The organism is Algoriphagus sp., assembly GCF_024305035.1.
GTDB lineage: Bacteria > Bacteroidota > Bacteroidia > Cytophagales > Cyclobacteriaceae > Algoriphagus.
Genome location: NZ_JAMWZB010000039.1, coordinates 16,492 through 35,677, shown reverse-complemented (window position 1 = coordinate 35,677; position 19,186 = coordinate 16,492). Strand labels below are relative to the sequence as shown.

Here is a 19,186-nt window from a genome sequence, read left to right as displayed (position 1 = left end):
ACATACCCCCACAGTGGACTTACACCACCTAGTCGATTGCCATGCACGGCACACACCAAAAAAGCCTCCAAATTAACATTTGGAGGCTTAGATGCTAGATTTATTCTTTCTTTAGAATGAGAAGGTAAATCCAAATTTCACTCGGGTTCCTGGTGCCAGTCGGGTGAAAATTTGGTCCTGAGCTTCGTAGCTACTGAAGACCACTTCCCGCTTGTCATTCAATAAGTTCTCTACTCCCAGGTTGGCTTGGATCCGCTCATCAGCTCCAAAAGACTTGTTGATGTTCAAGTTCAAACTGTGGAAAGGAACGGTGTAAGTATCAGTTCTATTTCCAAACCCTACAAAGTTCAAGGTAGGTCCCTGCACATTGTAGAACACGCCTGCCTCAAATCCAGTAAGGTAATTTAGGTAAGACAATCCAGTATTGATGATGTAAGGTGCTTGACCAGCCATATCCCGTGTATCGGATACAGTTTCGCCTTCTCTAGCCGTCAAAGATCTGGACCTAAACTCTGATTCAGACATTTTGATTTGAGATTCGGTCACCGTCAAGTTGGTATTCCACATGAAATTTTCCAAAGCTGGAGCGAGGAAAGCCAAGGATTTTCTTAACTCGAGCTCTACTCCCATCACCGTACCCCGACCTACGTTACGAGGCTGGAAGGATCCCGGATCGGAGAGAAACTGAACGATTTCGATTGGCTTATCAAAGGATTTGTAGAAGGCACTGACAGAAACCATCTGAGCCCTTTCTTGGAAAGATTCCCATCTTAAGTCAAAGTTATTGATTCGCGTGGCAGTCAAATTACCATCCCAAAGGATTTCCGTTCCCCCATTCGTAGTCTCAGGGAATAAGCCCCCGATGAAGGTTCTGCCGGTAATTGGATCCAAAATCTCAGCATAAGATAGCTCCTTAAATGAAGGTCTAGCGATGGTGCGAGTAGCAGAAAGACGAAGGTTTTGATTGTCTTTTAATCCATATACCAAATTCAGGGTAGGGAAGAAATCCAAATCATCCAATACTTTCTCATTATCAAAAACGATGGTCGCTCCCTGGTTGGTTCCAGTATAATATTGCGTGTACTTTTCTACCCGAACTCCAGCGATAGCTTTTAACCGATCAATCGGGTTTAATTCGGCAGAAACATAACCCGCCACATTTGTCAAATCAGACTGGTATTCATTCGGGTTAATTGGAATAAAGTCCGGATTGTAGCGAACACCGTTTCTGTTATTAGCTGAGAAAAGATTTTCAGGATCCAAAATAGCATTGGGGTCTCCAGCGGATAAATCGGTATTTCCTGTAGCAAACTGGAAGGTCTGAATATTGAAATCTCGATCCTTCATGACATAGCTACCTCCGAATCGAAGTTTCCCTTCAGACTGGAATGCTGTAATTCGGCGAGTCAAATCTACCTTGCTTACCAAATTCATTTCTTCGAGCTCTCTCCAAATTCTGGTGGGCAAGCCTACCTCGGTAGAAACTGTGTTGTTTGGCAACCGGAATCGAGTAAATCGAATATCCGGATCATCCATGGTGGATAAAGTAGGAGCAACTTTCCAGTCAATTTCCCACTGATTTCCTTTCAAGTAATGAGACCCTCCCAACAAAATACTTCTTAACGACCGCTCACTGTATTCAATATTATACTGCTTGGCTTCAAAATTGGCTCCCAAGTTGGTATTGACAAAATCAAATTCCCCGGCTTTGGATTCTCCATTTTGCAAGTGCAGATAGGTTAATCGAAACTTAGAGGCATCAGTTTTCATAGCGATCCCGGCCATTCCGCCCAGCATTACATTGTTAACGCCATAGTCACCCATTTGTCTTTCGAGTGGCTCTAGTTCTCGTTCAGTCGATTCACGGGGTTTGGCATAGAGATTAAATTCAGCGTCTTGGTAAAATTCCGTTTCGTTTTTGTAAGTCAGGGCAAAGTTATATCCCCAGGTTACTTTCTCTCTAGCCAGCTGATCTCCTAGGGAAAAGCTTAATCCCATATCCATCAAGCTATTGGTACGGTATCCTGCCAACGTTTTGTTGAAAGATCCCAAAATGGATTGGTATTCTGCACCAGCAGCGCTGTTTGGATTCCCTACCACATCCCCATAAGAAGGAATGTCTGTTCTTCCTCCCGTAGGAATAGCCCTTGACCCATCGTCAAATCCCAGCCAGTCATTTTTACCTCCATCGTATTTGATATAGTTGCTGTTGAAGTGCATCGAAGGGTTAAATCCTCCGGATACACCTAATTTCATGGATCGCTCCTCAGGAAAATCTTTGGTAGCAATATCGACTACACCCCCTGTAAAGTCAGCAGGTAGATCCGCAGAAAATGACTTGGAAACAATGATATTATCGATCACATTAGTTGGAAAAATATCCATTTGAATGGTGTTTCTGTCCGGATCAAGCCCTGGAACATCCACGCCATTGAGGACGGTTTTGGTGTATCGGTCTCCCAGACCACGAACATAGACATACTTACCCCCTTCAATGGAAACTCCGGTTACTCGTTTTACTGCGCCAGCTGCATCACCGTCACCAATTTGTCTAAACGTACTGGCCGAAATCCCATCCATTAGGTTTGGAGCATTTCGCTTGACGGACATCAAAGCATTTTCGGTAGTTCGAATTGCCGCTGCTGCGATGGTTACTGTTTCCAATTCGGAGGCTTCTTCAGCCATCAAAACATCATTTAGTACTGTTACTTCCCCTCCTTTGATCTCTACGGCAGTCAATTCTACAGTCGAATAAGAGAGGTAAGATATCTGTAAGGTGTAAGTTCCCGGTTCGGCTTGGATTTCAAATTTCCCGTCAAAATCAGTGACGGCTCCGATACCGAGTTCTTTGACCAGTACGGAGACACCAAATAAGGGCTCTCCAGTAGCCTCTTCGTAAATAGCTCCGCGAAGGGTGCCTTTTTGAGCGAAGGAATAGCCCGCCATCAATTGGGAAATCAGAAGCAGGCCAAAGATGAAAATTCGTTTCATGAACGAATGGGTTGTTTGATTTTTCATACAGCAAATGAGTGATTCAATTTTATAAGAAAAGGAAGGAAGTTCCTTGCAAGACCTTCCTTCCTTTTATTTAGCTTAAATCATGATTAGAAGTCAGCCAATTCTCCGGCGACATCAGCCCAAGACCATCCAGCAAATGGTGCTTTGTCAGCTCCTACTGTATTGGCTCCAGCTGCTACCGCAGAAGCTTCAGCGTCTGTACCACTTTTGAATACATCGGTCAAGGAGGTTCCTTCAGCCAAAGTAATTTCAAGGTTTGCAAAATTCAAAACACCACCTTGGAAGTTGGCAAGCGAAACATCTCCGCTGATTGATAGATCTCCACGGCCTTCAGTATCGGCAGGATTTGCAAATCCGAAGAAGTAAATATTAGAGAATGTACCTCTCGCTCCATCTCTGAAGTCACCTAATTCAGAAACATCATTCCCTTTTACCGAACCATTGGTTAGGGTGTGAGCTGCATTGAAAGAACCTTCAGGTCCATCAATTTCCATTGCGTGATCCGTTTCGCCTCCACAGATAAGGATAAAGTTATCCATAGTTCCAGCCCAAGCTTGGTCTGTGTCAAGCGCATCGTCACCAGAATTCCAAACCACTGCGTTGGTTACATTTACTGTACCGCCAAACCACTCGATTCCATCATCTTGGTTAGCAATAACTTCTACGTTTTCGATGGTGGTTCCAGAACCTACTCCACCAAGAGTTAAACCGTTGATTTCATTTCCTTCACCGATGTTAGCACCACCGTGACGGATAGAGATGTAAGAGATCGTTCCGGAGTTGTCATCAGCTACATCACCTCCATAAAGACCATTTGCGTCAGAGGGTGGGATACCTTCGATTTGAAGTTCAGAAACGTCTCCTCCGAATGAGCCTGGTGCATTACCCAAGATCAACAATCCACCCCATAGCCCAGAAAGATCTGGATCCAAGTTTGGAGAAACAATTTCACCGGGTTGAATCTCATCGGCAATCGAAGTAAAAATGATAGGCGCGTTAGCTGTTCCGTTTGCATTTAAAGTAGCACCTCTAGCGATGATAAGAGCAGTTGCGTTCGCACCAGTTCCTACTTCACCTTTTACTACGACACCTTCTTCGATGGTAAGCGTAGCACCAGCCTCTACTGCAATTCTACCGCCAAGAATGTAAGTGTTTCCAGTTTCCCAAGTTTGATCTTCTGTAATGTTGGATTCAATTCTGAATTCAGTTTGATCCACACCTACGTTCAACACGTGAGTGGCAGTTGCTTGGTCTCCATCCACATCGGTTACAGTGAATTCGAAAACAACGCTATTTCCAGCATCAGCTTCTTCTGCGGTATAAGAAAATTCCTGAGAAGCGGTAGTTCCAGTCAAGGGAACGGTAGCGAAATTTGCTCCGTCTTTCGTGATTACCAATTGTGCTAATCCATCAGGAGCAGTTGCAGTAGCGGTTACGGGCCCCAATGTCCCTCCAGCTTCGATAGAAGCAGTAGCAGGAATTCCAGAAATGGTCACACCATTATCTGGCTCGGGATCATCTTCACAGCTCGTGAAGCCAAGGGTAATGGCTGCGAAAAGTAAGAATAGGTAATTAAACTTTTTCATGGTTTATAAATTGAGTTATGGTTTTGCCTTTATCGACGCTACAAAACTGACTCAATTTTAACCCACAAGAGAATTATTCGAATTATGCTTTTTTTAAAATTCAATTCAGAATTTAATACTGAATTAACAAAATGAACAAAAAAAAAGGCTTCCCTTACCGAAAGCCTCATTTTACTCGTTTTAATGTTATTTGAATGTTACCGACTTATTAATTGGTACTTTTTCCAATAAAATTTTTACCAGATCACGGGTGTTAATATTGTCAGCTTCCGCTTCATAATTCAAAATAATCCGGTGATTAAGTACGTCTTCTGCGATTTCTTTGATGTCTTCAGGCAATACATAATCTCTTCCATCCATGTAGGCTACCGCCTTTGAAGCCAAATTCAAATTAATACTGGCTCTTGGAGAAACTCCAAACTGGATATACTTCGCCTCATTCTTTAATCCATATTGCTCCGGAAAACGAGTGGCAAAAACCAATTCGATGATGTATTCTTCGAGTGGCTCTGCGATTTTGATTTCGTTGATTTGATTTCGAATATCAAAAATGTCCTGCTTGGATAAAATCGCATTGACTTCCGAGCTGAAGGACATATTGGCCATTCGGCGCATGACTTCCATTTCATCGGCTTTGCTTGGATATTCGATGTGTACTTTCATCATAAATCGATCGACTTGCGCTTCGGGCAAAGGATACGTTCCTTCTTGGTCCACCGGATTTTGGGTAGCCAACACCAAAAATGGACGATCGAGGGGAAAGGTAGTCTCACCGATGGTGACTTGCTTCTCCTGCATTGCTTCCAAAAGTGCTGACTGCACCTTAGCCGGAGATCGGTTAACCTCATCTGCTAAAATCAAATTGGAGAAAATGGGTCCTTTCTTTACCTCAAAATCCCCGTTTTGCTGATTGTAAATCATCGTTCCGATCAAGTCAGAAGGAAGCAAATCCGGCGTAAACTGAATTCGGTTAAAATCCAAATGGAGGACTTTGGCCAGCGTATTGACCGTCAGTGTTTTCGCCAAACCCGGAACACCTTCCAATAAAATATGGCCATTGGTGAAAAGTCCGATCAACAATCGGTTGACCATTCGTTCCTGTCCGACAACAACTTTTCTGACTTCCTCTATTACGGTTGCGATTTTTTCCTGATGCATGGAGCTTTTTTTTAGCTTTTAATCCTCCTAAAATAGGATATTTTATCCCGATCACAATCTTAATTCTTAGAAGCGGTAATGCCCGAAGGTCAGATGGTTTTTTAGGAATTTTTAAGAAGGAAGGGCTAAATCTGGTTTGGCTAAGTTGGCTATGAGGTAGGCCTGCAGACCTGAAATCAAAAACAATCCATTCTTTTTTCCTATCTCTGATTTTGAGCGAAGACCTTACTTTCTTCGAAATCCACTCAATCCCACTAGCTTGTAAATCTCCTCCTGGGCCATCTCTCGCACTTCACCGGCTTGAAAACCCTCAATTGTCAATCGCCCAATGGACCATCTAACCAGACGCAACGTTGGATATCCTACTGCTGCGGTCATTTTCCGGACTTGACGGTTTTTCCCCTCAATCAAGGTCAGGCTGATCCACGTATCGGGAACATTCTTGCGATAGCGAATCGGCGGATCTCGATCGGGCAAAGCAGGGATAGACTCAGGGATTTTAGCAATCGCAGGTTTGGTCCGGTACATTTTTCCATCCACCTTGATTTGCACCCCTTTTTGAAGTTGCCCTAGGCCTTCCTGATTGGGAGTTCCTTCCACCTGAACCAGGTAAGTTCGCTCATGACCGAATCTTGGATTCAAAAGTTGGTTATTAAGCCATTTGTCATCGGTAAGAATCAACAGTCCCTCGCTGTCCTTGTCCAGACGACCAACGGGATAAACCGTCTTGGGAAAATGAAAAAGAGAGGCCAGTGTCTGCCCCTCCCCGCTGAATTGGCTCAAGACCCCGTAGGGTTTGTAACTCATAAAGTACTGTGCCAAAACTTAAATTAACTTCCGCAGCCTACACAATCGATGCTGGAATCCATGGGCTTGACGCCCTTGAGTTTCATTTCAAGATTGTGGATTTGATCCCGTACATCCATGTCCTGAAACATGTCGCCTGTCAATTGGCTTTTCAATTCGGCAATCTGGGATTCGAGTTCCTTCAGTTGTACTTCGCTCATAAAAACATGATTTAAGGGTTAAAGGGATTGAACATTCAAAATAGGAAGAAAGGAAAAGAAGTTCCTCTTTTTCTGTTAAAAATTCGACAAAAATAATTCCAATTTCAAACCCTTTGGAAACCAAGTCCATTCAATGAGTCCAAAAAAAAGAGGCCGAAGCCTCTTTGATCAATTCCAAAGTTTTTCAGGATATTCTCCCGATGCATGCATCCTTTTCAAGGAGTCGATGACAATAGGCTTATCTTCGGTATAGGTTACCCCAAACCAGGTTTTCCCTCCCGGTAATATTTCAAAAGCTGCTTTATTTTCCTGAATGAGATTATTGGCTACGGTAGGAATATAAAATTCGGATTTGAGATTTTCCAGGTTGGCAGGAAGGAATTCCTTCCACATCTGCTCAATATCGGCAAAAACCCCTGGATGAAAACCCCAGAAATTCATAGATACGGGCGTATTTTCAGCAATCTCAATTGTTTCTCCCTCTCCTCGGCTAATGATTTTATCTCCTTCACGAGCAATGGAAGTGCGCTCCACCATTCCGATCAGCTGTCCTTTAGAGTTGGTTGTACAGACTCCCCGGCTAACTGTTCCGTTTTCAGAAAGGACATTTTGAATTGCATATCCGACCATGGAATGCAGTTCCGGTTTTACCTCATGGGTCAGAAATTTTGCCTGTACCTCAAATGCTTCTTTTCCATAAAAATCATCCGCATTAATCACCGCAAAAGGTTCGTTCACCGCATCTTTGGCACAAAGAACCGCATGAGCAGTACCAAAGGGTTTCTTCCGATCGGCTTGTTTCAGCTCAGCGGGAACAAAACTATCTAAGGATTGTATTACCCAATCCACCTCGATTTTCCCCTCGAGCTTGGGTAAAAACTTTTCTTTGGCTACTTCCAAAATTTCCTCACGAACAATAAAAACCACCTTGCCAAAGCCCGCTCGGATCGCATCGTATATCGAGTATTCTAAAATCGTCTCTCCATTGGGGCCAAAGCCGTCTATTTGCTTGTTGCCGCCATAGCGGCTTCCCATTCCGGCAGCTAAAACGAGTAGTGTTGGTTTTTGAATCATGAAATTATTTTTTGAAAACGAAGCAAAATTAATCGAAATGATTCGGGGTACAAGGCAAGACAAATTTCATTCTCCATCTATTCACTTTATTTTTTAACCTATATTCTACTTTTATGAGTCCTTTGAATCAAAATATGGCTTCAAAAAACACCTAGTTTCCTCAAATATTAGATACTATGATGCGAAGCAGGATATTTTTTTACCCATAATTTGAAATTTCTTCATTTTTTGAATTACTTTCATGCCAAATTCCCAACAATTCTCAAACCTGATTGACAAAATGAAAAAAATTGAAGCGATTATCAGAACATCGCGCTTTGAACAGATCCATGCTTGCATCTCCGGCTTGGGTGTCAAATTCCTCTCTTTTTATGAGATTAAAGGGATGGGATTTGAACATGCCCGGCAGGAAATGTATCGGGGAGTATCGTATGAACCAGCTTATATCCCCAGAACCAAACTGGAGATTGTCGTACCAGACGAACTCAAAGACGCTGTCATCCAATGCATTCTAAAAGAAGGGAAAACCGGCGAAATAGGAGATGGGAAAATCTTTGTCTTCGACGTCTTAGAAGCCTATCGAATCCGAAATCAGGATACTGGAGAAAAGGCCCTTTAATCGCTCAAACTACCGAACCTATTTACACCCATGCAAGAACTATTTACTGTCAATAATTTATGGATGATGGTTGCCACAATTCTGGTCTTCATCATGCATTTGGGCTTCGCCAGTCTGGAAGCCGGCCTGACTCGTGCCAAAAATACGGTCAACATTCTTTTTAAAAACACCATCATTCCAGCCATCGGGATTTTAACCTACGCACTGGTAGGCTTCAACCTCATGTATCCAGGAGCAGGATTTGAGGGATCTTTTGTTGGCTTTGCCGGATTTGGTTTACATCTGCCTGAGGGCTGGGATTCCTCCAATTACAACGCGGGATATACCTATTTCACCGATTTCATTTTCCAGGCTATGTTTGCTGCAACGGCAGCCACAATCGTTTCGGGAGCAGTAGCAGAACGGATCAAATTAGGACCTTTTATCTTCTTTTCAATTCTCTACGTTTCGATCTGCTATCCCATTGTAGGCATGTGGAAATGGGGAGGAGGATTTCTCAATACCCTGGACACCCCATTTTATGATTTTGCCGGATCCACCATCGTCCACTCGGTCGGCGGTTGGGGTGCTTTGATCGGAGCTTATTTATTGGGTCCGAGAATCGGAAAATATACCGAGCGCGGCATGAATGCGATTCCTGGACATAATCTACCTTTGGCCACCTTTGGAGTGTTTTTACTTTGGTTTGGTTGGTTTGGATTCAATGGGGGCTCGGTCCTCAGCGCAAATCCAGGTGCAGTCTCGAGGGTATTTGTAACCACTTCCATTGCAGCCTCAGCAGGAGCTTTTGGCGCTTTGATGGTTTCCTATCTCAAGTTCAAATCCTATGACATTACGATGGTCCTCAATGGCATCCTAGCAGGATTAGTTGGAATAACAGCTGGGGCAGATCAGATGGGTGTCGGGGAGTCAGCGATCATCGGATTCATCGGTGGGGGATTAATTGTCTTTGGAGTGGTTCTGTTTGACAAAATCAAAATTGATGACCCGGTAGGTGCGATCTCAGTTCACCTGATCGGAGGTATTTGGGGAACACTTGCGGTAGGGATTTTTGGGGAATTAGCCGGGTGGAATCAATTTATTTCCCAATTAATCGGCGTAGGAGCAGTGGGAGTTTTCTGCTTTCTGTTCGCGGGAATCATCCTGTTTACACTCAAAAAGTCAATCGGCATTCGGGTTGATCAAAAAGAAGAAATCGAAGGGCTCGATATAAATGAACACGGGATGCGAGCTTATCCGGATTTTGCTAGTAAGGACTAATGGTCTGTCATCTATTCCATGTACCACCAACCCAAAAGTGAGGGAATGGACCCTCACTTTTTTCAATTGGGCTCAGGTGGGGCTTAATCCTAAAGGTGAAAAACCCGGTTTTAGTTAGTCCTGTGTAGAAATTAAGATTTGGGGTTAGGAAAAAGACCAATGCCCTAATCTGCCTTTTTTTGTTTAAATCCATTCCTTTAGTACCTTAAGTTCTTTCTAATCATTTTTTCTATGAAAATTTATCGGCGATTGATCCTTCCACTTGTGGTGACGGTTTGTTTGGTGATTGCCAAACTTTACTTTAAAGAAGATTCGGCCGCTTGGCAGGGGGTTTGGGCTTGGTTGCCCCATGCCAATACGATCTTGATTATCTCTGGTTTTACTTGGTGTCTTCTGGCCTTTACCGGAATATTGAAAGCAATTTTTCTCAAACAATATGACATCAGCAAAGAGGATAACCTCCGGGCTAGAAAAATCTATACTCAAATCAATATCCTTCAAAAAATTATCAATTTCATCCTTGTCGTATTGGGAATTGGATTGATATTAATCTCTTTTGAACCCATTCGAAAAATCGGAGTTGGCGTTTTTGCCTCTGCGGGCGTAGCTGGGATTATCATTGGTTTTTCTGCCCAAAAAGCCATTGGAGCTCTGATTGCTGGGATTCAGATCGCTTTTGCACAGCCCTTTAGATTAGACGACGCGGTAGTAGTGGAAGGAGAATGGGGCTGGATCGAAGAAATTAACTTGACCTATGTGGTGGTCCGCATTTGGGATCAGCGCCGTCTTGTTTTACCCACCACCTATTTTTTGGAGAACCCCTTTCAAAACTGGACACGGACCTCGGCCGATATCATTGGCTCGGTATTTTTGTACACCGATTACAGCGTGCCTTTTGATGCACTTCGCCAGCAGCTTGATCAAATCTTGGCAAATACTACCTTATGGGACAAGAAAACAAAAGTTCTTCAAGTCACTGACGCTAAAGAGCGAACAGTGGAAATCCGTATTTTGGTCTCAGCCAGAAATTCCCCGACGGCTTGGGACCTGCGTGTACATGTACGGGAAAAAATGATTGAATTTTTACAAAAAAGTTATCCCGAAGCACTTCCTCGAACCCGCATTATCTTGGAAGGAGAACAAAAATCATGAGAAAACTAATCTGGATTTCCCTCTTTTTTTGGGCGGTCCCCTCTTTTGGCCAAGAAGAAAAAAACACCTTTGAAGTTGAGTTTTCCGGATTTTTGGATCTGTATTATGGATACGATTTTGTGGATCGCATGGGTCTAGAACAAAGACTCCCTTTTCTTTATAATCATACGAAGCAAAATAGGCTGGGAGTTAATTTAGCGCTGTTCTCGGTAAACCTGAGATCGGATTTTCTTCGGGCGAATCTGGGTATACAGCAAGGCACTTACCCCAGAGACAATTACGCCAACGAACCGGCACTTTTAAAATGGATTCATCAGGCCAATGTAGGCCTGGCCATTGACCGAAATAAAACCCTTTGGCTAGATGCAGGCGTCCTGCCTTCTCACATAGGATTTGAAAATGCTGTTTCCACGGAAAACCTCAGTCTTTCCCGATCCATTATTGCAGAAAATAGCCCCTACTTTGAAACGGGCCTTCGCTTGAGTTGGGAGAAGAATGAACATTGGTATTTTGCCATTTTATACCTGAATGGATGGCAACGAATCCGAGCGATCCCTGGCCGAAATATCCCTTCATTTGGGACTCAGGCTACCTACTCACCCTCGGAAAACACCACCTTAAACTGGAGCACATTTTTGGGAACCGACCAGCCTTTGGAAACGGAAACGATGCTCTATTTTACTAATTTCTACGGAGATTTTACACTAGGAAAAGGTTGGCGCTTGATTGCTGGATTGGATGGAGGAAGACGTACACTCCCCTTCGACTTTGATCGAAACTGGTGGGGAGGCTCCGCAATCCTGCAAAAGCAGTTTTCCGAAAAATTCGCCTCAGCTTTTCGGGTTGAGCATTACAACGATCCCTTTCAAGCGATTTCTATGAGTCTAACCGATCAGGGAATCAAAACTAGCGGCTTTTCGCTGAATGGAGACTGGAAAGCCTTCAAAACCGCAACTTTTCGCTTGGAAGGACGCTGGTTGACCGGTCCGGAACTGGGCATGGGTGATGGAAATTCAGAAAATTACTTTTTACTCGGCTCGCTTGCTTTTAAAATTGATTAAACCAAAACGAGGCATGGGACTTCCTATGACAAGCCCAAACCGCTTCAAAATGAATTGTTTTGCTGCTGTTAGCTCAATCGCTGCAAGGGCGTGATGCCTCCCTCATCAGTGGCTTGATTTAATTTCGCCTAGAATGCTCACTGTAGATTTTTAGGCATCATCCAGCTTAGAGGGAATCGATATCATTGAGATACTTTTCTGCCTGATCAAGGATTTCCTGCTTATTTTTCATTTTATCCCAAGTACGATAAGCCATGCCGATACGGGGGTTATTTTCCAATTTATCCCGATTTCGATCGTAAAAATGCCAATACAAACTATTGAATGGACAAGCTTTTTCACCGACCTTTTCCTTAGGGTTGTAAGCGCAGTGATCACAATAGTTACCCTGTTTTTTGATGTAATTTGCCGAGGAGACATAAGGTTTGGTTCCGACAATCCCACCATCTGCAAATTGGGACATGCCTCGCGTATTGGTGATTTCTACCCATTCAATGGCATCGATGTATATTCCCAAATACCATTGATCCACCTCATCGGGATGAATCCCTGACAGTAAGGCAAAATTTCCTGTCACCATCAGCCGCTGAATATGATGCGCATAGGCCCTATCCAAAGATTGGCCAATGGAATGGGAAAGGCACTTCATCTTTGTTTTCCCTGTCCAGAACCACTCGGGGAGCTTTCGCTCATGCCCAAAAAAATTCATCTCCGAATAGTCAGGCATTTTGGCCCAATATACGCCGCGCATGTATTCTCGCCATCCGATGATTTGCCGAATAAAACCCTCCACTTGGGAGATGGAAATTTCCTCTTTATGGCCTTCCCAATATTTTTCGACCGTTTCTACCACTTCCAGTGGAGAGAGCATTTTACTATTCATCGCAAAACTCAGGCGAGAATGAAAAAGAAAGGGATCCCAGGTCGTTAAAGCATCTTGATAATCTCCAAAATGGACCAAAAGCTTTTCACAGAAGTAATCCAGAACCTCCAAGCACTCCTCTCGGCTGGTTGGCCAATCAAACTGCTCTGGATCGAGGCTTCCAATTGTTTTTAGTTGTGCATCCTTCAGGGTTTGAAATAGGCTTTGTACAGATTTGGGATGGGTTTTTGGCTTCAACAGAAGGCGCCTGTCCTTGAGTGCAGAACGGTTTTCTTGATCAAAATTCCACTTGCCCTCCACGGGTTCTTTCCCGTCCATCAGGATCTTGAACTTTCGTCTCATTTCCCGATAGAAAGATTCCATTAGGTAGGTCTTTTTTCCTTTGAAAAATTGGGCCAAATATTCCCGGTCGGTTAGGAAATGTTCCGTGTCGTAGGCTTTGAATTTAATTTTCAACTGGGAGCAAATTTCCTGTAGCTGCTGATCAAGTCGGTACTCATCAGGAAGTTGGTACTCAAAGGTCTCAATTTCCAGCTCTTCGATCCAATTATGGATCAATTTCGTCAGATCTTGCGGGTTGTGCTTATCATCGATTTTAACGTAGTTGACCTGGTGGCCATCCGCTTGGAGCTGCGCTGCAAAATTCCGCATGGAAAGAAAAAAAGCGAGCACCTTTTGGATGTGATGAGTTACATAATCAGTTTCCTGACGCATTTCAGCCATCAAATAGATTACTTCCTCATTTTTTTCCCGAAACCAAGGGTGATTGCTGTTGAGCTGATCACCTAAAATCAAACGTAGAATTTTCGCCATAAAAAAAGGACTTTACTTGATAAAGCCCCTTTTTGAAATCATTGTTTATGAGAAATTAATATTTGAAGCAAGGCATGGAAGATTTTCTTCCAGCTCCTGCAGCATCTCCTGCCAAAAAGCTGAAGCGAATACTGATTTCGTGGGCTCCACTGACCTGAGCAGAAGCTAAGGACGAAACCACATAATCGTAACTGTAACCGATATTTAGGCCATTGCCTAATGAAATCCCAACCAGGGAAACCAAGGATTCATGATTGGTTCCCATCGTATCTGAAATGGGTAAGCCACGGTACCAAAGGCCCAAGACCAACGGCTGAATATTCAGCTGAGCGCCCAAATCTAATTGTTGAAAAGGACCCTGATTTTTATAATTAAAAGCCAAAGCCAATTCTCGAACCCCGGAAGTTTGATTATAATAAGACTTGAAAGCTCCGCCGGAAAGATCAAATTTCACTCCGCCATGCGCGGAAAGTTTCATCGGCAATTCACTGAAATCCCCTTCTAAAAATGAGATATTGGGTTGCGTAATATGATGAGCTGAAACCCCAAGCCAAGCATGTTCATTGTTATAAAGTACTCCGAAGCTGTAATCTACAAACTGATGACGCATATCTGTGGCGAGATTTTCTCCGCTGAAATCACCAATCGAACCATTTTGATCATCGATTTGACTACCAAAGACCATATTTCCAAAATAGGCATCCCGATCCATATAACTTACTTGCCCACCAAATCTCAAGAAAGAACGGAAACCTAATCGAGCTCGATAAGCATAAGACAGCCCGATTTCGGAGACACTCAGGTTAGCCATGCTTTGCTCAGATCGGTTTACGATCACTCCAATTCCGCTGTTTGCTCCAAAAATATAATGATCAGCATACGCGGAGTAAGAAGTTATGGATTGATCCAAGCCCGGCCACTGATTTCTAAAGTTTACACCGATCTGAGTCATCTCGGTAGATCCGGTCATCGCCGGATTGAGATAAATCGGGGCTGCATAAAATTGTGAATATTGGGCGTCCTGACCGTACCCTTGGAAACCCAGGAGGACTAAAATCAATATGAAGACGACCTTTTTCATAATTTATTTCTTTGCGGACTTTATACTCTATTTACAACTCCTTATTTTGATTTTTATATTGTTTATTTTGCTCTTTGTATTTTGAAATATAATTTTATGCATCATGAAATCAGCAAAATGATCTTCTTATAATCCAAGCTGACAATGTTAAATAGCAACTATTATTTGGATTTACAAATGATAAAAATCACTTATTAACCTGTTGAAAATGAGTAGACTGATTACGAAAACATACTTTTGGTAGGTTCCACAAAAAATAAAATAGGAGTTACATATTTGGTATTATAAAAATCAATTGGCCTAAAATATTTTTTTTTAAAAAAATTGAATTTTTCTAATTTTTTTTTACTCACAAAATCTAAAAAGGAAGCGCCTTATGATTCAAAAAACTAGGCTGAAAATAACGTATATAAAAATTTATTTCAAACGCATTTTTATAAGTATATAAGTTTCCTGCTCAATCGTTCTTAGAACCTCAAGAATACGTTTAACGAAGCAAAAACTCTCAAAATGAATAATTTATGAATTTTATTCGAGCTTCCTTCCATACCTTAAGCTAGGATAAGGCAATTGGATTTAATCCAAGCACTTAACATGGGCGTTTCAAACTTAGCTCAACCCTGTCAAGACTCCAACCTGTTTGACAAAGCTAGAATACCAAAACCTTAATCCAATCCTGTCCTTATCCGAAATCTGGATAATTTATACAAAAAAAGCTAGCTCATAGTAGCTTAATTTAGGGGAATCAAATTGAATTTTACCGGACTAAGGTGACCCCTCCTGAGAGGGTAAACTCTTGCCCTTTAAGGTCTGAGTAGAAAATCCGATAGACATAATTTCCAGGCTGAACAAGCTTGCCCTGATAAGTGCCATCCCAGCCTTTGCTTTCCATATCTGTCGTGATAAACAACTTTTCACCCCACATATTGAATATTTCCAAGCTAAAGGTATTTACACTTTTCATTTTTGGAATAAACGTATCATTCAATGCATCTCCATTTGGGGTGAATGCATTGGGTACAACCATCATGGCTTCCTCATTAGTCACGAGCACCGCGTTAACTTCAGATATGGGACAGCCCAGCGGGTCAAAGGCAGTTAAGGTAACTTGGAATTCCCCCTCTTGGTCAAATACGTGAACCGGATTACGTTCATTGGATACTATCCCGTCTCCAAAATCCCAGGTCCAATCTCTCAGATCTTCAGAAATTTCTGAAATAAACTCCAGTTCCTCTCCTACCAATACTTTCGGTTCATTGGAAAATTCTACTTTACGGTATTCAAAATCCAAAACTCTTGCTCGATTGGTGCTTTGTGCAGGCATATCCAAATTAATGGACGATTCTGCCTGACAGCCTGCATGGTCTGTGATACTTACTTGCAAAATTCCGGATTGATAAACAGGGATTTCTCTCAAGTCTTTGTCCCCGGTATTCCAATTAATTTTATAGGGTTCTTTCCCTCCAATAATGGTGAGTACCGCTTTTCCTTTGACTAGCCCTAGCTCGCAATCTGTCTCAAATACAGTGCTGATTCGAGCTTGGATGGGTACCGGATTTGTAATATTCAAGGATTGATTGAGTGTACAACTGTTCTCATCCAAAATTTGAACTAAATAGGATCCAGCTTTCAGGTCGGTTCGCTTCAGAGGTCCCTCAACACCGTCCGACCAAATTACTTTAATTTCCCCGATTGCTCCACTCACTTCCAGTTCTGCTTGCCCATCCGAAGCCCCAAAGCAAGAAGGATTTTGCTGGCTGAGGACAGTTGCTTTTAAGCTGGTTTTGGCCCCTACAGTAAATGATTGGATTTGCTGACATCCCTTGGCATCCTGAACGGTCACCTCATAGTCTCCTGGTTCGAGTTCAGTCAAATTGGAATCAGAAGAGCCATGCAACCAATCAAATGTATAAGGGGCAGCGCCCCCACTGACGGATAGTTCAATCCTACCATCGGGATTTCCTTGGCAACTGGCATCCTCAACCACGCCTTCCACTTTGAGATCAGAAGAGTCCCAAAGGGAATAGGAATTGCTGACCGAGCAGCCATTGGCATCGGTCACCACTACCGTGTAAGTTCCAGCGCTCAGGTTTTCCAAAATCGAAGAAGACGCGCCAGTATTCCAAGAATAACTAAATGGAGCCGTTCCACCTGAAACCGAAAGGCTGATGCTCCCATCCGCTGAGTTACATAGCGGTGGCAGTGTACTGCCGGTAATTTCCAGCGGGTTTACAGCCGTTAGGGAATACGAACCAAAGAAGGAACAGCCTTGGGAATCAGATATGATTACCTCATAATTCCCGGCACTTAAGTTAGAAATATCTTTGCTTGTGGCTCCGGTATTCCACTTGTAGGTGTAAGGAGCAACACCACCAGTGACGGCTAAGTTGATCTTTCCGTCATTTTCTGCCGAACAGGAAATCCCCTCAATCGTTTCTGAGACATTAATACCCCCTTCTGGTGACTTGATTTCGAAGGATACGGACACATCACAATTGTACCGATCATAAACCACCACTGTATAGGTTCCCGCGCTCAGGTCTGATAGCTCCCAAACGTCTTCTGGTCCATGACTCCAGACCACCTTGTAAGGCTCTCCTCTCCCAATTTTTACTCCAACTTTGGCATAGCCGTCCTTAGCTGAACCACAGGAGGCATCTCGAGTTTGAACAGATTCCAAAATCAAAGGAAAGGGAGGCTGAACCACAATTCGTTCTATATGAACCAAGCCATTAGAATCCTTGATTTCTACCGTATAGGTTCCCGCATTAAGATTGTCGCGATTCTGAGTAGTTTCATTGGTATTCCACTTAAAGGTATAGGGAGCTTTCCCGCCGGTGACATCCAAAATAATAAATCCCTTTTCCGAGTGAGAACATAGCGCCAGCTTTCCGCTGACCTGCACCTGAATCCCCCCGTAATTGCCATCTCGATGGGTGGCATTCGCGGGAGTTTCTAATTTTTGGGAAAAGGCATCAAAAGACAATGCTCCAATCAGAAGCAAAGCTGCGATTTGAAATTTTCTGAAGTAGTCCCGGGTTTTCATTTTTCCAGTCGCTATAACATCTTCTTTTTATCCTATTAATACTGTATTTGAAATACATCATAATGTATCGTCAAAACAGAATATTAATTGTTAAAATCAGATATTTGCCTTATTTGATAACAAAATAACAGGAATAATTTTCAATAAGCAAAATTTTATATTGTGATAAAAATCATATAGGAAGATGAGGAAATGGACTTTTGATCTCAAAAAAAACCATTTTCAAAATGCTGACTTGAATCGGCTTTTTTCTAGGGATAAAATGATTTCAAACTAGTTGTTTGTGAGTTGATGCGCCAAAAAAAATTTTGCTAAGCAGCAAATTAATAGCGGAAACAGGGGATTTGCCGGGCTTTTCGGTTACGTTTATTGGGATCCCCACCCCATAAAAATGAATAGGTTACCGAAATTTCGTGGGCCCCACCGGAATTTCGCTGATTGAGCTTGGAAACCGTCACATCATAGGAGTAACCAATGTCTAGTCCAGTGGGCAAGGAAACTCCGACAAGACCAATAACTGATTCATTATTGGGAAGTTCGTTTTTGGTGGGAAGGCCCCGGTACCAAAGACCAAGAACCAAGGGGTCCAAGTAAATTTGGGTTCCGATGTCAAGCTGATTAAAGGGGTCTTGCTGTTTGTAATTAAAGGCAAAAGAAATCGCCCGCTCTTGATAAGCATGGGTAAAATAATCTCTTCGGCCACCGGTTAGGTCAAACTTTATTCCCCCTTGCATAGACAACTTCATGGGTAGTGTTGAAATTTGCCCTTCTACAAAAGAAACATTAGGCTCAGTCAAATGATGGGCGGATGCACCTAGCCATATATTTTTGGTATAAAACATCCCCCCTAAGGCAAAATCAACAAAATTATACCGGCTATCAATGGGAATCCCATCCAACTCATCGGTGATTACACCAATTCCTCCGTTGACAATATCAATCTGGGTACCAAAAACCAGGTCTGAGAAAAAAGCATCCCGCTGCATATAACTAACTTGGCCACCTAATCTAAAATACGTTTCTTCTGAAATTTGAAGTTGATAGGCATAATTTAAGCCTATTTCATTGGTGGATAAATTGGCCAAGCCCTCTCGGTTACCATTAAAAATCAAGCCTATCCCCGAATTATAATCAAAACTATAATGATCAATGTAGGCGGAGTAGGAATTGAAACTGTAATCCAAGCCAGGCCATTGATTTCGGTAATTAACTCCTATTCGGGTGAGTTCAGACGCTCCGGTAAGTGCAGGGTTGAGGTATAAAGGAGCAGCATAGAATTGCGAATACTGCACATCCTGTGCCTTAGACTGCAATCCAATGCCCAATATAAGTAGCATACCGAGTATTTTCCTCAACATAGCTTTTCCCCTCTTCCTCTAGCGAAGGTATAATTTTTATCCCTCTTTAGAGGAAATTAAACATGAATTT

At 42.7% G+C, this 19,186-nt stretch carries 14 protein-coding genes; 4 read left to right on the top strand and 10 right to left on the bottom strand.

From position 1 onward, the window contains the following. Positions 1-111: 111 nt before the first annotated feature. The 6 genes from Q0L00_RS17840 to Q0L00_RS17815 all read right to left on the bottom strand — a co-directional run bounded on the left by Q0L00_RS17840 (position 112) and on the right by Q0L00_RS17815 (position 7,843). Positions 112-2,991 (bottom strand): TonB-dependent receptor, encoded by a 2,880-nt coding sequence (locus Q0L00_RS17840; RefSeq protein ID WP_297338255.1) that lies wholly within the window; start codon positions 2,989-2,991, stop codon positions 112-114. A gap of 113 nt (positions 2,992-3,104) precedes the next feature. Continuing rightward, on the bottom strand, positions 3,105-4,604 hold the full coding sequence (locus Q0L00_RS17835) for a hypothetical protein (protein WP_297338254.1): 1,500 nt from the start codon (positions 4,602-4,604) through the stop codon (positions 3,105-3,107). A 186-nt stretch (positions 4,605-4,790) separates the two neighbouring features. Then, positions 4,791-5,762, bottom strand: a complete 972-nt coding sequence (locus Q0L00_RS17830) for a MoxR family ATPase (protein WP_297338253.1) — start codon at positions 5,760-5,762, stop codon at positions 4,791-4,793. 225 nt (positions 5,763-5,987) lie between these two features. Further along, positions 5,988-6,569 carry a pseudouridine synthase gene (locus Q0L00_RS17825; protein ID WP_297338252.1) on the bottom strand — a complete coding sequence of 194 codons (582 nt, stop codon included), beginning with the start codon at positions 6,567-6,569 and terminating at the stop codon, positions 5,988-5,990. 23 nt (positions 6,570-6,592) lie between these two features. Continuing rightward, a complete protein-coding gene (locus Q0L00_RS17820) occupies positions 6,593-6,769 on the bottom strand; it encodes a hypothetical protein (RefSeq protein ID WP_297338251.1) in 177 nt (58 codons plus the stop codon). Positions 6,770-6,937: 168 nt separating this feature from the next. Next, positions 6,938-7,843, bottom strand: a complete 906-nt coding sequence (locus tag Q0L00_RS17815; RefSeq protein WP_297338250.1) for a sugar phosphate nucleotidyltransferase — start codon at positions 7,841-7,843, stop codon at positions 6,938-6,940. Between the two features lie 280 nt (positions 7,844-8,123). Here Q0L00_RS17815 and Q0L00_RS17810 point away from each other — a divergent pair, with 280 nt between their 5' ends. The 4 genes from Q0L00_RS17810 to Q0L00_RS17795 all read left to right on the top strand — a co-directional run bounded on the left by Q0L00_RS17810 (position 8,124) and on the right by Q0L00_RS17795 (position 11,935). After that, on the top strand, positions 8,124-8,462 hold the full coding sequence (locus Q0L00_RS17810; protein ID WP_297338249.1) for a P-II family nitrogen regulator: 339 nt from the start codon (positions 8,124-8,126) through the stop codon (positions 8,460-8,462). A 30-nt stretch (positions 8,463-8,492) separates the two neighbouring features. Further along, the gene (gene amt, locus Q0L00_RS17805) at positions 8,493-9,722 is read left to right on the top strand and encodes an ammonium transporter (protein ID WP_297338248.1); all 1,230 of its coding nucleotides are present in this window, start codon (positions 8,493-8,495) and stop codon (positions 9,720-9,722) included. Positions 9,723-9,953: 231 nt separating this feature from the next. Then, the gene (locus tag Q0L00_RS17800; RefSeq protein WP_297338247.1) at positions 9,954-10,874 is read left to right on the top strand and encodes a mechanosensitive ion channel domain-containing protein; all 921 of its coding nucleotides are present in this window, start codon (positions 9,954-9,956) and stop codon (positions 10,872-10,874) included. Next, entirely contained in the window at positions 10,871-11,935 is a 1,065-nt protein-coding gene (locus Q0L00_RS17795) for a porin (protein WP_297338246.1), read from the top strand. The genes Q0L00_RS17800 and Q0L00_RS17795 overlap by 4 nt, the downstream gene beginning before the upstream one ends. A 166-nt stretch (positions 11,936-12,101) precedes the next feature. Here Q0L00_RS17795 and Q0L00_RS17790 read toward each other — a convergent pair whose 3' ends face one another. From Q0L00_RS17790 to Q0L00_RS17775, 4 genes are all read right to left on the bottom strand, one after another. Further along, complete coding sequence (locus Q0L00_RS17790) at positions 12,102-13,631, bottom strand: cryptochrome/photolyase family protein (protein ID WP_297338245.1); 1,530 nt, start codon at positions 13,629-13,631, stop codon at positions 12,102-12,104. A gap of 55 nt (positions 13,632-13,686) precedes the next feature. Beyond that, entirely contained in the window at positions 13,687-14,712 is a 1,026-nt protein-coding gene (locus Q0L00_RS17785) for a type IX secretion system membrane protein PorP/SprF (protein WP_297338244.1), read from the bottom strand. A 757-nt stretch (positions 14,713-15,469) separates the two neighbouring features. Next, complete coding sequence (locus Q0L00_RS17780) at positions 15,470-17,758, bottom strand: T9SS type B sorting domain-containing protein (protein WP_297338243.1); 2,289 nt, start codon at positions 17,756-17,758, stop codon at positions 15,470-15,472. Positions 17,759-18,081: 323 nt separating this feature from the next. Beyond that, entirely contained in the window at positions 18,082-19,116 is a 1,035-nt protein-coding gene (locus Q0L00_RS17775; protein ID WP_297338242.1) for a type IX secretion system membrane protein PorP/SprF, read from the bottom strand. Between the last annotated feature and the right edge of the window lie 70 nt (positions 19,117-19,186).

Coding starts and splice junctions, on each gene's coding strand:
- Q0L00_RS17840 (WP_297338255.1), bottom strand. CDS start 2,991: ATGAAACGAATTTTCATCTTTGGCCTGCTTCTGATTTCCCAATTGATG.
- Q0L00_RS17815 (WP_297338250.1), bottom strand. CDS start 7,843: ATGATTCAAAAACCAACACTACTCGTTTTAGCTGCCGGAATGGGAAGC.
- Q0L00_RS17800 (WP_297338247.1), top strand. CDS start 9,954: ATGAAAATTTATCGGCGATTGATCCTTCCACTTGTGGTGACGGTTTGT.
- Q0L00_RS17825 (WP_297338252.1), bottom strand. CDS start 6,569: ATGAGTTACAAACCCTACGGGGTCTTGAGCCAATTCAGCGGGGAGGGG.
- Q0L00_RS17830 (WP_297338253.1), bottom strand. CDS start 5,762: ATGCATCAGGAAAAAATCGCAACCGTAATAGAGGAAGTCAGAAAAGTT.
- Q0L00_RS17780 (WP_297338243.1), bottom strand. CDS start 17,758: ATGAAAACCCGGGACTACTTCAGAAAATTTCAAATCGCAGCTTTGCTT.
- Q0L00_RS17775 (WP_297338242.1), bottom strand. CDS start 19,116: ATGTTGAGGAAAATACTCGGTATGCTACTTATATTGGGCATTGGATTG.
- Q0L00_RS17795 (WP_297338246.1), top strand. CDS start 10,871: ATGAGAAAACTAATCTGGATTTCCCTCTTTTTTTGGGCGGTCCCCTCT.
- Q0L00_RS17790 (WP_297338245.1), bottom strand. CDS start 13,631: ATGGCGAAAATTCTACGTTTGATTTTAGGTGATCAGCTCAACAGCAAT.
- Q0L00_RS17810 (WP_297338249.1), top strand. CDS start 8,124: ATGAAAAAAATTGAAGCGATTATCAGAACATCGCGCTTTGAACAGATC.
- Q0L00_RS17835 (WP_297338254.1), bottom strand. CDS start 4,604: ATGAAAAAGTTTAATTACCTATTCTTACTTTTCGCAGCCATTACCCTT.
- Q0L00_RS17820 (WP_297338251.1), bottom strand. CDS start 6,769: ATGAGCGAAGTACAACTGAAGGAACTCGAATCCCAGATTGCCGAATTG.
- amt (WP_297338248.1), top strand. CDS start 8,493: ATGCAAGAACTATTTACTGTCAATAATTTATGGATGATGGTTGCCACA.
- Q0L00_RS17785 (WP_297338244.1), bottom strand. CDS start 14,712: ATGAAAAAGGTCGTCTTCATATTGATTTTAGTCCTCCTGGGTTTCCAA.